The sequence below is a fragment of the Stenotrophomonas sp. NPDC078853 genome, assembly GCF_044901215.1.
Lineage (GTDB): Bacteria > Pseudomonadota > Gammaproteobacteria > Xanthomonadales > Xanthomonadaceae > Stenotrophomonas > Stenotrophomonas lacuserhaii.
Window position 1 is genome coordinate 204,697 of sequence record NZ_JBJDOQ010000005.1, and the last position, 12,814, is coordinate 217,510.

General features: G+C 66.6%; 15 protein-coding genes. 6 read left to right on the forward strand and 9 right to left on the reverse strand.

Annotated features, from left to right (window positions below; translation table 11 throughout):
• Positions 1–21 precede the first annotated feature (21 nt).
• The 4 genes from ACI2JH_RS07930 to ACI2JH_RS07945 all read right to left on the reverse strand — a co-directional run bounded on the left by ACI2JH_RS07930 (position 22) and on the right by ACI2JH_RS07945 (position 2,925).
• A complete protein-coding gene (locus tag ACI2JH_RS07930; RefSeq protein WP_404735887.1) occupies positions 22–534 on the reverse strand; it encodes a protein sip-5 in 513 nt (170 codons plus the stop codon).
• Positions 531–1,010, reverse strand: a complete 480-nt coding sequence (locus ACI2JH_RS07935; RefSeq protein ID WP_182656445.1) for a phage holin family protein — start codon at positions 1,008–1,010, stop codon at positions 531–533. Before ACI2JH_RS07935 ends, ACI2JH_RS07930 begins: the two co-directional genes overlap by 4 nt.
• A gap of 8 nt (positions 1,011–1,018) precedes the next feature.
• Positions 1,019–1,384 (reverse strand): hypothetical protein, encoded by a 366-nt coding sequence (locus tag ACI2JH_RS07940; protein WP_042613320.1) that lies wholly within the window; start codon positions 1,382–1,384, stop codon positions 1,019–1,021.
• A gap of 113 nt (positions 1,385–1,497) precedes the next feature.
• Positions 1,498–2,925, reverse strand: coding sequence for a Do family serine endopeptidase (locus tag ACI2JH_RS07945; protein WP_404735888.1), 1,428 nt, complete (start codon positions 2,923–2,925; stop codon positions 1,498–1,500).
• Positions 2,926–3,350: 425 nt separating this feature from the next.
• Between ACI2JH_RS07945 and ACI2JH_RS07950 the strand changes: the two genes are divergently transcribed.
• On the forward strand, positions 3,351–4,364 hold the full coding sequence (locus ACI2JH_RS07950; protein ID WP_404735889.1) for a histone: 1,014 nt from the start codon (positions 3,351–3,353) through the stop codon (positions 4,362–4,364).
• Between the two features lie 107 nt (positions 4,365–4,471).
• Positions 4,472–5,158, forward strand: coding sequence for a hypothetical protein (locus tag ACI2JH_RS07955; protein ID WP_404735890.1), 687 nt, complete (start codon positions 4,472–4,474; stop codon positions 5,156–5,158).
• Between the two features lie 10 nt (positions 5,159–5,168).
• Here ACI2JH_RS07955 and ACI2JH_RS07960 read toward each other — a convergent pair whose 3' ends face one another.
• On the reverse strand, positions 5,169–5,525 hold the full coding sequence (locus ACI2JH_RS07960) for a DUF1428 domain-containing protein (protein ID WP_319275130.1): 357 nt from the start codon (positions 5,523–5,525) through the stop codon (positions 5,169–5,171).
• Between the two features lie 319 nt (positions 5,526–5,844).
• On the opposite strand from ACI2JH_RS07960, the gene ACI2JH_RS07965 reads away from it, so the two are divergent.
• Positions 5,845–6,417, forward strand: coding sequence for an Ax21 family protein (locus tag ACI2JH_RS07965; protein ID WP_101099513.1), 573 nt, complete (start codon positions 5,845–5,847; stop codon positions 6,415–6,417).
• A gap of 101 nt (positions 6,418–6,518) precedes the next feature.
• Here ACI2JH_RS07965 and ACI2JH_RS07970 read toward each other — a convergent pair whose 3' ends face one another.
• Positions 6,519–6,908, reverse strand: a complete 390-nt coding sequence (locus ACI2JH_RS07970) for a DUF6165 family protein (RefSeq protein ID WP_101099512.1) — start codon at positions 6,906–6,908, stop codon at positions 6,519–6,521.
• Positions 6,909–7,100: 192 nt separating this feature from the next.
• Between ACI2JH_RS07970 and ACI2JH_RS07975 the strand changes: the two genes are divergently transcribed.
• Positions 7,101–7,784 (forward strand): TorF family putative porin, encoded by a 684-nt coding sequence (locus ACI2JH_RS07975; protein WP_404735903.1) that lies wholly within the window; start codon positions 7,101–7,103, stop codon positions 7,782–7,784.
• A 208-nt stretch (positions 7,785–7,992) separates the two neighbouring features.
• Here ACI2JH_RS07975 and ACI2JH_RS07980 read toward each other — a convergent pair whose 3' ends face one another.
• Positions 7,993–8,475 (reverse strand): DUF1456 family protein, encoded by a 483-nt coding sequence (locus ACI2JH_RS07980; protein WP_042613327.1) that lies wholly within the window; start codon positions 8,473–8,475, stop codon positions 7,993–7,995.
• Positions 8,476–8,599: 124 nt separating this feature from the next.
• Here ACI2JH_RS07980 and ACI2JH_RS07985 point away from each other — a divergent pair, with 124 nt between their 5' ends.
• Positions 8,600–9,082, forward strand: coding sequence for a hypothetical protein (locus tag ACI2JH_RS07985; protein WP_404735891.1), 483 nt, complete (start codon positions 8,600–8,602; stop codon positions 9,080–9,082).
• Positions 9,083–9,161: 79 nt separating this feature from the next.
• Entirely contained in the window at positions 9,162–9,914 is a 753-nt protein-coding gene (locus tag ACI2JH_RS07990; RefSeq protein ID WP_101098226.1) for an SDR family NAD(P)-dependent oxidoreductase, read from the forward strand.
• Between the two features lie 259 nt (positions 9,915–10,173).
• On the opposite strand, the gene ACI2JH_RS07995 is transcribed toward ACI2JH_RS07990, so the two are convergent.
• Positions 10,174–11,046, reverse strand: a complete 873-nt coding sequence (locus ACI2JH_RS07995) for an SPOR domain-containing protein (protein WP_319275125.1) — start codon at positions 11,044–11,046, stop codon at positions 10,174–10,176.
• A 20-nt stretch (positions 11,047–11,066) separates the two neighbouring features.
• Positions 11,067–12,755, reverse strand: coding sequence for an arginine--tRNA ligase (gene argS, locus ACI2JH_RS08000; protein WP_101098224.1), 1,689 nt, complete (start codon positions 12,753–12,755; stop codon positions 11,067–11,069).
• Positions 12,756–12,814: the final 59 nt, after the last annotated feature.

Sequence of the window (12,814 nt, forward strand, 5' to 3'; positions counted from 1 at the left end):
CAACGCGGCGGGTTCACCGTGTCAACGCTCGGACAATTCCGTAGCGGCTTCGGCCGGGCGGGGACCGTTGGCGTCCTGTGGTTGCTGGCGGCCCGGGCCGGCCTGCGGCGCAGGGGACCGCTGCACGGATGCCGCGGCCGCCGCGCCAGCGGCCGCACCCGCAGCAGCGGCTGCCCCGGGATTGACTGCATCATCGACTTTGTCGGCGGCAGCATCGGCCTGCTCGGCGGCATCGTCTGCCGCACCGGCCGCGTGCGCGGCCATCGCCGAAGCGAACGCGGCCTGGCCACTGGCCAGCAGGTTGGAGACCGAGCCGATCATCTGCAGCCAGCGTGCGCCATTGATCTTGCCGGGCACTTCCAGCTTGCCGACCACGAAGCCGCTGGCCACGCCGGCAATGATGATGCGCAGCGGCGACCAGCCACTGCGCCACGCCTGGCTGAGCACGCCCCAGTTGTCCTGGGTATCGGCCAGCCGTACCGCAACCACCTGCTCGCAGCGCTTCACCCGGCTGCGCAATACGCTGAACTTCATGGCTTGCCCTCCGGGATCTTGACGCCGGCGTCGGGGTCTTCTTCATCGCCGGGCTCGTCGAACAGGCCCAGCTTGGACAGCTGCCGGCGGGTGGAATGCATGCCGGTGTGGTGGAAGAAGTAGGACACCCGCCACGCGGCCAGGCCGGTTATCGCCAGGCTCAGCAGCGAAGTGATAAGCAGCGCATGCAGCCAGGACATGCCCCAGCTCTGCAGCAGGGCGATCAACGTGGCCGCCATCAGCAGCCACGCCGACGCGCCGAACACGATCGCCACCCCCGCCCATGCGAGCGCACGGCCGAAGGCACTGCGTGCCAGGGCAAAATCCGCTGACGCCAACCGACGCAGCGAACGGAACGAATGCTTTGCGGCATCCACCGTTGCGCGGCTGGCCTGGCTGACCTGCCGGATGCTCTCATCCAGCGGCGGGGTAGCCGCTGGATCAGGCCCGTTGGCGGTGTTGTCGCTTTCGCTCACGCCGCGGCTTACTTGTCGCCGCCGCTACGGGCCAGCTTGGCGATCAGCCAGCCGGCAGCGAAGGCGACGCCGAACGAAGCGAGGGGACGCTCGCGGATCAGTTCAGCGGCGCTGTCGACCAGGTCCTTGCCCTTGTCCATCAGTGCATCGACCTGTTCCTTGGCAGCGGCACCGCCGAACTCGGCAGCAGCCAGGCCGGACAGGGCGGTATCGGACAGTTCAGCCTTGACGTTGGCCTTGCCGATCCGCAGTTCATCGCCGGCCGCACCCGTGGCACCCTTGATGGCGCTGCCAGCCGCGTTGGCGGCCGACTTCAGGTGGGTGGAGGCTTCGCCCAGGTGGTCCTTCAGGTTTTCGGTGTTGGTGGGGCTCATCGCAATCTCCTGCTTCAGTGAATAAGGCGGCCGCCATCCCGACATGCGGGATGGCCACGGACGACATGGATACCATCGCCCGGGTATAGGGGGCGTTACGGTACGTCATGCCGTCAGCGCATGACCAACTGCCCCCTGGCATTGCCCCGCACGATGCGCAGCACCAGTTGCTGCGGAGGCTGCAGGAAATTGGCCCGCCAGCTGGCGAGGTCGGCGAACTCACCTGCGCTGGCCTCGGTCACGATGTCGCCTTTGGCAAGGCCGGAAGCGGCGGCGCGGCTGCCGCGGGTGACCTCGTTGACCAGCACGCCGCTGAGCCCGGACTGGCGCAGCGACTCGGGCAGGTCAACGAAGGTGGCACCGCCCAGGCGCGGATCCAGCGTGTCCCCGCTGATCGCGCGTGCCTGCTCCTTCAGGGTGGCCTTGACCTGCACCGGCTTGCCATCGCGACGCAGTTCCAGGGTCATCGTGCTGCCGACCGCCGCGAGTCCTTCTATGTTGTGCAGCGCCTGCGCGCTGTCCACGCGTTGGCCGTTGGCGGTCACCACCACGTCGCCGGCACGCACGCCGGCCGCCGCTGCCGCCGATCCCGCCAGCACCCGGGTGACCAGCGCACCACGCGCCTCGCTCAGTCCCAGGCCCTGCGCCAGCTGCGGGGTCAGGTTCTGGCTTTCGATGCCCAGCGTGCCGCGCACCACCACCCCATGCTTGACCAGCTGGTCGACCACGTTGCGCGCCAGGTTGGACGGAATGGCCAGGCCCAGGCCGATGTTGCCGGCCATGCTGCCCTGCGGGTTGAAGCTGGCGGTGTTGATGCCCACCAGCTGCCCCTGCAGGTTGACCAGCGCGCCGCCGGAGTTGCCGGGGTTGATCGATGCATCGGTCTGGATGAAGTTCTGGTAGCCAAGCCCGCGGATGCCGCTGCGGCCGACGGCCGACACGATGCCCGAGGTCACGGTCTGGGTGAAACCGAATGGATTGCCGATGGCGACCACGAAGTCACCTACGCGCAGCTGGTCGCTGTTGCCGAGGGTGATGCCGGTCAGGCCCTGCGCGGGGATGCGGATCAGCGCGATGTCGGTGTCCGCATCCGAGCCGAGGAATTCGGCTTTCACCGTGCGCCCGTCGGACAGGGTGACCTGCACGTCGTCGGCGTTGTCGATGACGTGGTGGTTGGTCAGTACCAGGCCTTCGGCGGCGTCGATGATCACGCCCGAACCCAGCGATTCGTTGATGCGTTCCTGCGGCACGTCCGGGAACAGGCGGCGGAAGAACGGGTCTTCGAAAAACGGATTGCGCACGCGCACCACCTGCTTGGTGTTGACGCTGACCACGGCTGGGGTGACCTTCTCCAGCATCGGTGCCAGCGAGGGAACCGGCTGCCCGGCGACCGCAGCGGGCAGCGCGCTGGTGGCCGGGATGGTGATCGGCGCCGGCGCTGCTTCGGCGCGGTTGTCCAGGTGTGCATTGATGCCGCTGGCGACGAAGCCGCCGAAGGCTGCGGCCAGTGCGAGCGTAAGCAGGGTCGGAATCGGTCGCATGGGAATCGGTGTCCGGGCAGGAAGGTGGAGTAGGGCGCGCTCGATGCTGCAGGCGAGGCCCGCAGGGAGCTGCGGCAGGGCCGCAGAAGTGTCTCCCGCGCTGGATAAACATGCCATGAAAGATGCGGTCCGGCACATGGAAAGTTGCGCAGTTCCGCGCAAACTCCGCTGCCGGTGTCGTATCGGCAAGCGGTCCTGCAGCATCGCGGCGGCTGCCCACGATGACGCCCGCCGTGCAGGACGCCTGGCGCCAAACCACTTGAAAACGCGGGTTTTCGAGTTGCCATGCGCGTCGATGGTCGTGCCTGGTCGCAGCCATCGTGGTGGCGCGCGCTTGCGCCTGCGCAGTTTCCCGTTCCACGATGCACCCTGCCGGTATAGCATCGCCTCCGTTTTGACATTCCAGCCCCTCAGGAGGGCAAATCATGAGCAACGGTAATGGTGTGACGACGACATTGAGCGAGACCGTCGAGACTGTAAAGGAAGCTGCAACCAACGTTGGCGAGACCATCGCCCACACCGCCGAAGACGCCGTGGCTGCGGTCAAGACCACGGCCAAGCGCGTGCGCAAGGCCGCCACCACCCGCGTGGATGCCGCCAGGAACGCCGTTGCCAAGGTCGAGAAGACCGTCGCCAAGCAGGCTGACAAGGCCGCCAGGTCGGTGGGCAAGTCGATCTCCAAGGCCAAGCAGAAGCTTGAAGCCGCCAAGCAGAACGCACAGGCCGAATCGGCCGCGCTGAAGAAGGTCGTCGCCAAGAAGAAGGCCGCCGCCACCAAGACCGTTGCCAAGAAGGCTGCCGCAGTGAAGAAGACCGCAACCAAGAAAGCTGCCGTAGCCAAGAAGCCCGTCGCCAAGAAGGTCGCCGTGGCCAAGAAGACCGCGACCAAGAAGGCCGCTGTTGCCAAGAAGCCCGTCGCCAAGAAGGTCGCCGTGGCCAAGAAGACCGCGACCAAGAAGGCCGCTGTTGCCAAGAAGACCGTCGGCAAGAAGGCCGCCGTTGCCAAGAAGACCGTCGGCAAGAAGACCGCGGTTGCCAAGAAGGCCGTCGGCAAGAAGACCGCGGTTGCCAAGAAGACCGTCGGCAAGAAGACCGCGGTTGCCAAGAAGGCCGTCGGCAAGAAGACCGCGGTTGCCAGGAAGACCGTCGGCAAGAAGACCGCCGTTGCCAGGAAGACCGTCGGCAAGAAGACCGCCGTTGCCAGGAAGACCGTCGGCAAGAAGACCGCCGTCGCCAGGAAGACCGTCGGCAAGAAGGCCGCCGTTGCCAGGAAGACCGTCGGCAAGAAGACCGCGGTTGCCAAGAAGACCGTGGCCAAGAAGTCGGCTGTCGCCCGCAAGGCCGTTGCCAAGAAGGCAGCGCCGGTGAAGAAGGCCGCCCGCAAGGCGCCTGCCAAGAAGGTCGCCACCCGCAAGGCCGTGACCAAGCGCGGCAAGTAAGCGCGCCGGGCACCCCTGTCGCCGGCTGGCGCCAGGGGATGTCGATGATGATGCGCCTGCACACACGTGGCAGGGCATCATGGGGGCCTCGCCAAGGAGTGCCCCTCATGCGTGGTCTCGATTTCAGTTCATGGCAGGCCGTGCTGTCCACCCTCGGTGGACTGGCGCTCATCACCCTGCTGGGCGTGGGTATCCGCCTGCTGGTGATGCAGACCCTGCAAGCGCGCCGCGAGCGCGAAAACCGCCAGATCAATGAACGGCTGCGTACCTTGATGGCGGCCTACAAAGTGCTGGGCGGATCGTTCACCGGCGATCTCGATGTCGATCCTTCGCACCTGCGCCAGCTGCGCGAGCGCGCACACCAGCACGGCATCAGCGAGCCCGGTTCGGATCGGGCGCGGCGCATCCGCGATGCCGTGGAAGCGGCGTTGTCGGACATCCTGCTGCTGGGCACCGACGACCAGGTGCGGTTGGCTGCGCATGCCGCCACCGAACTGGCCCAGGGCCGCCCCGTGCACACCCATGCATTGGTGGTTTCGCTGCGTGACTTCATCCGCGGCGCGTTGGACCTGGCGCCCATTCCCAGCGGATTGGAGATTCCGCACCAAGGGCCGACACGTCCTGCATCCGGCGGCGCCGCCAAGGGCCGCGCCGATGCAGGCGAGCGCGGCGGCAAGGCTGGTGGCGGCGGCGGCGGTGGCGGTGGCGGCGCTGGCATGGGCGCGATGGGCCGCCTGGGTGCCGGCATGGCAGTCGGCACCCAGGCCCCCGGCGACACGCCGGACGGTCCCTGACCCGTCCGCGTTACGGTAGTTCGACGATCGGCGTGAAGCCGCCGAAGATCATCCGTTGCCCGTCGAACGGCATGGGATTGTTGGTCGGATCCATCCGTGGATCGTCCATCATCCTGGCCATGCCGCTGTCGCGGGTGGCTTTATCCGGCCACTCCACCCATGAAAACACCACGGTCTCGTCTTCCTTGGCTTTCACTGCCCCGTAGAAATCCGTCGTCTTGCCGTGCGGTACGTCGTCGGCCCAGCACTCGACCACCCGCGTCGCGCCCAGCTCCAGGAATACCGGATCCATGCTGCGCGCGTGGTCGATGAACGCCTGTTTCTTGCCCGTGGGTACCGCCAGGACGAACCCGTCGATGTAGCTCATTGCCTGTTCTCCGGATGGCCTGCGGATGCAGGGCCTTCATGGGTACGACGAACGAGTGGTCTCCAGAACGACATGCTGCGACGTCATCCACCGTGTCCTGGCTGTTTACGCCCGGACACCCTCGATGCGCGTGAATGCCGTATGCACACCAGGAAAGGGAAAGCGCGCGCGTATGCCTGAAAACAGCTGAATAGCAGCCAAAAATCGCTTTCCTGCTTTCAGGATGGGGTTAGGTCAAAAAACGGAAACTTTACATCCCCCGATGCGACGGCGTTCCGGCGCTGCTGCAACAAAACCAGAAAGACAAGAGGTTGTACCCATGAAGATGTCCCTGATTGCCCTGGCCCTGGCTTCCGCGCTGCCGTTCGCTGCTTCGGCTGCCGAGAACCTGTCCTACAACTACGCCGAAGGCAACTACGTAAAGACCGATGCCGATGGCGGCAAGGCCGATGGTTGGGGCGTCAAGGGTTCCTACGGCGTGCTGCCGAACATGCACGTGTTCGGTGAGTTCAACCAGCAGGAAGTGGATGCGACCAAGCAGGACGTCGACCAGTGGCGCGTGGGCGTGGGCTACAACGTTGAGATCGCACCGTCGACCGACTTCGTCGCGCGCGCTGCATACAACAAGTTCGACGCCAAGCACGGCCTGGATTTCAACGGCTACAGCGCTGAAGCCGGTATTCGCACCGCGTTCGGCCAGCACGCCGAAGTCTACGCACTGGCCGGTTACGAAGACTACAGCAAGAAGCACGGCATCAGCCCGGAAGGCGAGTGGTACGGTCGTCTGGGTGCGCAGGTCAAGTTGAACCAGAACTGGGGCATCAACGGTGACATCAAGATGAACCGTGACGGCGACAAGGAATGGTCGGTCGGCCCGCGCTTCAGCTGGTAATACCGCCGCTGCATGCCCCGCGCATGCAGCCTGCTTGAACAGACAGGCCCGGCATTGCCGGGCCTGTCTGGTTTCCGATTCCGCGCGGCGCGTACGCCAGCTTACTGGCCCTGGTACTGCTTCTCTTCCACCAGCGCCGAGCCGGCCACCCGGTTGATCTCGTTCTTGACCTGCACGCGCTCGCCGTTGGTGCGGTACACCCCGCGCGCCAGCTGCACGAAGGCATCGTCGAACACCTGCGCTGCTTCCTTGTCGCGCAGCTGGTCCTGGATGTCCCACATGCGTTCGTTGATCACCTTCAACTGCTGCTTGAGTGCCTCCAACGCCGGCTGGTTGCTGCGCTGCGTCGCGTAAAGCGGCAGCAGGCCGTCCAGTTCGGTGCGCACGTTGGCCAGCTTGGCCGCATCGTCGATACGCTCGGCCTTGATTTCCAGGATGGTGATCTTGTCGATCAGCTCACCGATCGATACAGGGGTCAGGATCGCGTCCACGCAGGTGCTCCGTTCAACAGGCCTGCATGATAGCGCGCAGCCGCCATGCCGATGCGATGCCACGGTTTACGCAGGCTTTGCGCGCAACCGCTGCTGACGCCCTCGATCATTTACGCCGCCGGATCCCACACTGCGCAGCTCCGGTGGCAGGGCCACCCAGCAGACAAAGGTGATGGGATGAAGTGGCAGGCAATGGGCAGCGTGGGCATGGCCGGCGTGATGGCAATGAACCTGGTGGCCGTGGGGGACGCCAAGGCCGATGTCAGCGGCACCCTCGCGCTTGCCAGCGATTACATCTGGCGTGGCAGCTCCCAGACCGGCGAAGAGGCCGCCGTGCAGGCAGGCGTACGTGCCACGCATGGCAGCGGCCTGTATGCCAGCCTGTGGGGATCCAACGTATCGTTCGAACCGGACAGCGGCGCACGCAGCGAGTTCGATGCGGTGCTGGGCTGGAGTGGCGAGCTGGCCCCGGACTGGAGCCTGGATGCCAACGCCACGCGCTATCTGTATCCGGGAACGGGACGCGCGCTGGACTGGACCGAGCTGTCCGCCACCGCGACCTTCAAGCAGTGCGCCTGGCTGCAACTGGCGCACTCGCGCGACGCGCTGGCCGGCGGCCATCCCGGCACCTATGCACAGATCGGCATGCGCCTGCCGTTGTCAGACGCGACGCGTCTGGAAGCGGCCTACGGCCATTACCGGTTGGCCAGCGCACAGGCCGCCGATTACCAGCACGTGCAGCTCAGCGTGATCCACGCCATCGCCCCGAAGTGGGAGCTGCGTGCCACCGGCCACGCCACCGACAACGCCGCACGCCAGCTGTTCCCCGGCAATGCCGGCACCCGCCTTGAACTGGCCCTGCAGGCCAGCTTCTGATCCCGGCACAGCCGCCGAGCATGGCTCGGCGCTACCGCACCTCTGCAGGCCGCCAGGAAGCCGTCCGGGGGTCGGGCGGGGTGGGCTTGGCGGGACGCTGAGCCGCATGGATGCGGCGACGCAGCCTACAAGGACGTACTTGCGGCGTGTCCCGCCAAGCCCATCCCGCCCGACCCCTGCACCGTATCCGGCTGTTGCTCCAAGCGACTCAGCCGTTCGAAGAGGAACCACGCACGCGCAGCACCAGGCCCTTCAGGAAGTAGCGCATCAACTGGTCGCCCGCCTTGCGGAAGTGCTTGTGGTCGCGCTGCCGGAACACCGCGCTCAACTCCGGTTTGGAGACTGCAAAGCCCGCCGCCTGGAAGATCTCCTGCAGGTCCACGTCACGCAGCTGGAAGGCCACGCGCAGCTTCTTCAGGATCAGGTTGTTGTCGATGCGCGTCTCGATCGCGCGCTGTGGCTGGCTCTCGTCGCGGCCGCGCAGGTGCACGATCAGGCCATCCAGCACATGGGCCAGCGCCTCGTCGCTGCAGGGCTCGGCACCCGCTTCGTTGTCCGGCTTCAGCCAGGCATTGACCTGCTCGGCGGTGACCGGGAAGGCAGGGTCGGCCAGCTCGCACAGCACCACTATGTGGTTGTCGCTCAGGTCCAGGGCAAAGCGCAGGCTGCGCAGCACATCGTTGTTGATCATTGTCTTCCACACCGCCGGCAGGGAGCGCCGGGACGTGCATTGTACCGCCCGCGCCGCTGTCATCCTGCGGTCATCGAACTGCAGCACAGTGCGCCCCTCGACCCCTTAAGCAGGATTGCCCGCCATGCGTCCCTGGATTCCCTTGCTGCTGGCCGTCTTGCCGGCCGCCTGCCCGGCGGCGGCGCAGGACCGCTACGTGCCGCTGGAGCAGCGCATCGACGCGGCGCGGCTGGCCGACGTCGGCCTGACCCCGGACCAGCTGCAGCAACTGAACCGCCTGCTGCGCGAGACCCAGCCGCAGGCGCCGACGGCATCCGACGCGCCGCCGCCTGCCGACCGCGCCACGCCGACCGCTGCGGCCCCGATGTTCATCGGCCTCGACGACGGCCCGATCAAGGCGCATGCCACCGGCACCATCAGCGGCTGGCAGCCGGGCATGCTGTTCACCCTCGACAACGGCCAGCAATGGCAGGTGCTGAAGGGCGAAATGACCCTGCGCCGACCGCTGCAGGATCCGCCCATCGAGGTGGTGCCCGGCATCGCCGGCCGCTGGTTCCTGCAGGTGGATCCGGACCTGCCGAAGGCGCGCGTATTCCGCGTGCGCTGATCGCGGGCGACCGATCCGGCAAGGCAGGTGGACGCTGACAGTGCCAGAATATCGGCCTGGATCTTTCTGGAGTTGCCTGATGACCCGTACCGTTCTGATCACCGGCGCCACCTCCGGCTTCGGCGCTGCCGCCGTCCACCGCTTCGCCAAGGCGGGCTGGAAGGTGATCGCCACCGGCCGTCGCGGTGAGCGCCTGCAGCCCCTGGTGGACGCCTATGGTGCCGACCAGGTGCACGCGGCGGTGTTCGATGTCCGCGACGCAGTCGCCATGGAAGCGGCACTGCTGGCGTTGCCGCCGGCGTTCGGGCAGATCGACCTGCTGGTCAACAATGCAGGCCTTGCGCAGGGCACGCTGCCGGCACAGCACGCCAAGCTGGAGGATTGGCGCACGATGATCGACACCAACGTCACCGCGCTGGTCACGCTCACCCACCGCCTGCTGCCGCAGTTGGTGGAGCGCAAGGGGGCGATCATCAACATCTCTTCGGTGGCCGGCGTCTACCCGTATCCGGGCGGCAATGCCTACGGCGGCACCAAGGCCTTCGTCAGCCAGTTCTCGCTGGGGCTGCGTTCGGACCTGCACGGTACCGGCGTGCGGGTGACCACCATCGAACCGGGCATGGCTGAAACCGAGTTCACCGTGGTGCGTACCCATGGCGACCAGGCCGCGTCGAACAAGCTGTACACCGGCGCCAACCCGATGACTGCCGAAGATATCGCCGAGCAGATCTACTGGGTGGCCAGCCTGCCGCCGCACCTGAACATCAATCGCCTGGAACTGATGCCGGTCAGCCAGTCGTATGCCGGCTTCCAGGTGGCACGCGAAGGCTGAGGCCGCCCGGCGAAGCATCCGCTGGGCGAACCGCCGAGCCCCTCGTGGCTGGTCGCGAAGTGCTTGTTCTCGTGCGCGGGCCGGGCAACAAGGCTGGGCGGGGGACGGCAAAAACCGCTCCGGCGGGCCTCGTGTCGCGCCATCCATGGCGTTCCACGCCCCCGCCCAACCTTACCGCCCGGCCCTGCCACGGATCGCTTGGCGTCCACCACGGTAGAAAGAAAAGAGCGTGGAGCTGACCTGCGGACCGTGGCGGGTGTTACTGCGCCTTGATCGCCATCGCCTGCAGGCCGGTTCCATCCAGCTTCTGCTTGGCTTCGGACAGCTCGCCTGCGGTGCCATACGGCCCCATGCGTACGCGATACACCGTCTTGCCGCTGATCTGCGCCGATTCAACCCGCGCAGCAAGCCCGATCATCGCCAGCTTCGCCTTGGTCGCTTCGGCATCGCCGGACGCACCGAATGCGCCGGCCTGCAGGATGTAACGCACGTTGCTTTCGGCAGGCGCGGCTGCAGGCGTGGTCGCTGCGGTCGCTGCAGGCGCGCTGGTGGTGGCGGCCGGCGGTGCGGTGGCGGTGGCCGGCGCGGCGGGACGCTCGCTCAACGGTGTCGGCAGGGCGACCTGGCGTACCGGCGCCGTGCTTGCCACCGTCGCCGTGGCACCGGTGGTGGTGGCTGCGGTGGAAGCCGGCGCAGGCGCGGCGGCCGGGACCGGCTTGCCTTCCAGCGCCGCCTGCGCGCGCTGCGCCTCGCTGCGGGCAAGGCGCTGTTCCTCAGCGCGCGTGCTCGCAGCCAGCTCTGCATCGGACATCTCCACTTCCTTGCCTGGCAGCAGCGTGTAGAAGTCGTACTGGGTCGCCGCTGGCTTGGCCGGGGTATCCGGCTTGGCCGCTGCAGGCGTTTCCACCTGCGTGCCGACGTCACCCTCGGCTTCGACCACCGGTGCCGGCTGGGCGTTCGGATCCGGACGCGGACCTGCGCGCAGGAAGCCATCGGCATCCCCCTTGAACAGGTTCGGCGCGGCCAGGAACACCACGGCGGCAATCGCCACACCGGCGACCAGCCACACCCACCCCGGCGTTCCCTGGCTGCTGTTGCGCCGTGCCTGACTCTTGCCGCGTCGTGCTGCCATGTCTACTGCTTCTCCAATGCTTACATTTTTTCCGGGGCGCCTACGCCCAGGAGTTCCAGGCCATTGCGCAACACCTGGCGCGCCGCGCTGGCCAGGGTGAGTTTGGCATCGCGGTCGGCGGCATCTTCCACCAGCACCGGCGTCCCGTGATACCACGTGTGGAAGGCGTGCGCCAATTCACGCAGGTACTGCGCCACCAGGTGCGGTTCAAGCGCGATGCCGGCTGCTTCCACCACTTCGGGGTAACGCGAGATTTCATTCATCAGGTTCAGTGATGCCTCGTCCTGCAGCGTGCGCAGCGCGGCCAGTCCCTGTTCCTGCGAATACACCAGTCCCTTCTCCTGCGCCTGGCGATGCAGGCTGCAGACGCGGGCATGCGCGTACTGCACGTAGAACACCGGATTGTCGTTGCTCTGCTGGCGCGCCAGGTCGATGTCGAAGGTCAGCTGCGAGTCCGGCTTGCGCGCGATAAGGAACCAGCGCGTGGCATCACGACCGGCTTCATCGATCAGGTCGCGCAGGGTGAAGTAGCTGCCCGCGCGCTTGGACAGCTTCACTTCCTCGCCGCCGCGCATCACCGTCACCATCTGGTGCAGCACATATTCCGGCCAGCCCTGCGGAATGCCCACGCCCATCGCCTGCAGGCCGGCGCGCACGCGCGACAGCGAGCCATGGTGGTCGGCACCCAGTTCGGTGATCGCGCGCTCGTAGCCACGCTGCCACTTGGTCAGGTGGTAGGCCACGTCGGGCACGAAATAGGTGAAGGTGCCGTCGGACTTGCGCATCACGCGGTCCTTGTCATCACCGAAATCGGTGGAGCGCAGCCAAAGCGCGCCACCCTCTTCATAGGTGTGCCCGGAATCCTGCAGGCGCTGTACCGCTTCGGCGACCTTGCCGTCGTTGTACAGCGAGCTTTCCAGGAAGTAGATGTCGAAGTCCACGCCGAACGCGGCCAGGTCCAGGTTCTGCTCGTTGCGCAGGTAGGCCACGGCGAAACGACGGATCGCGGCCATGTCATCCGGGTCCTTGGCGCCGACCACGGTGGTGCCTTCCAGGTCCACGCTGGCACCGCGCAGGTAAGCGTCGGCCACGTCCTGGATGTAATCGCCGCGGTAGCCGCCTTCCGGCCAGCCGGCGTCATCGGGCTTGATGCCCTTGGCCCGCGCATGGGTGGACAGCGCCAGGTTTTCGATCTGCACGCCCGCGTCGTTGTAATAGAACTCGCGCTTGGCATTCCAGCCATTGGCATCGAGCACGCGCGCGATGCAGTCACCGATCGCGGCGGCGCGGCCGTGGCCCACGTGCAGGGGTCCGGTCGGATTGGCCGACACGTATTCCACGCCCACCGTCCGACCATTGCCGGACAGGTTGCGGCCGTAGTCATCGCCTTCCTTGATCACGCTGGCGGCTTCGCGCTGGAACGCGCTGCCGGCCAGGTGGAAATTGATGAAGCCGGGACCTGCGATCTCTACCTTGCTGACATCCGCGCTCTGCGGCAGCGCATCCAGCAGGGCCTGGGCGATCGCGCGCGGGTTGCTGCGCGCGGCCTTGGCCAGCAGCATGGCGGCATTGGTGGCGAAGTCGCCATGCTCGCGGGTCTTCGGGCGTTCAACCACGAACTCGGGTGGAATCGAATCGGCGGGCAGGGTGCCATTGGCGCGCAGGGCTTCGATGCCTTGGCTTATCAGGGCGCGGAGGAGATTTTTCACGTGGCCTGCTGTGAAGTGCGGCGGAATCCCCCATTTTAGCCGATCTGCCCCGCCCCGGC

Coding starts and splice junctions, on each gene's coding strand:
- ACI2JH_RS07940 (WP_042613320.1), bottom strand. CDS start 1,384: ATGAGCCCCACCAACACCGAAAACCTGAAGGACCACCTGGGCGAAGCC.
- ACI2JH_RS07950 (WP_404735889.1), top strand. CDS start 3,351: ATGAGCAACGGTAATGGTGTGACGACGACATTGAGCGAGACCGTCGAG.
- ACI2JH_RS07945 (WP_404735888.1), bottom strand. CDS start 2,925: ATGCGACCGATTCCGACCCTGCTTACGCTCGCACTGGCCGCAGCCTTC.
- ACI2JH_RS07965 (WP_101099513.1), top strand. CDS start 5,845: ATGAAGATGTCCCTGATTGCCCTGGCCCTGGCTTCCGCGCTGCCGTTC.
- ACI2JH_RS07955 (WP_404735890.1), top strand. CDS start 4,472: ATGCGTGGTCTCGATTTCAGTTCATGGCAGGCCGTGCTGTCCACCCTC.
- ACI2JH_RS07980 (WP_042613327.1), bottom strand. CDS start 8,475: ATGATCAACAACGATGTGCTGCGCAGCCTGCGCTTTGCCCTGGACCTG.
- ACI2JH_RS07930 (WP_404735887.1), bottom strand. CDS start 534: ATGAAGTTCAGCGTATTGCGCAGCCGGGTGAAGCGCTGCGAGCAGGTG.
- ACI2JH_RS07990 (WP_101098226.1), top strand. CDS start 9,162: ATGACCCGTACCGTTCTGATCACCGGCGCCACCTCCGGCTTCGGCGCT.
- ACI2JH_RS07995 (WP_319275125.1), bottom strand. CDS start 11,046: ATGGCAGCACGACGCGGCAAGAGTCAGGCACGGCGCAACAGCAGCCAG.
- ACI2JH_RS07985 (WP_404735891.1), top strand. CDS start 8,600: ATGCGTCCCTGGATTCCCTTGCTGCTGGCCGTCTTGCCGGCCGCCTGC.
- ACI2JH_RS07975 (WP_404735903.1), top strand. CDS start 7,101: ATGGGCAGCGTGGGCATGGCCGGCGTGATGGCAATGAACCTGGTGGCC.
- ACI2JH_RS07960 (WP_319275130.1), bottom strand. CDS start 5,525: ATGAGCTACATCGACGGGTTCGTCCTGGCGGTACCCACGGGCAAGAAA.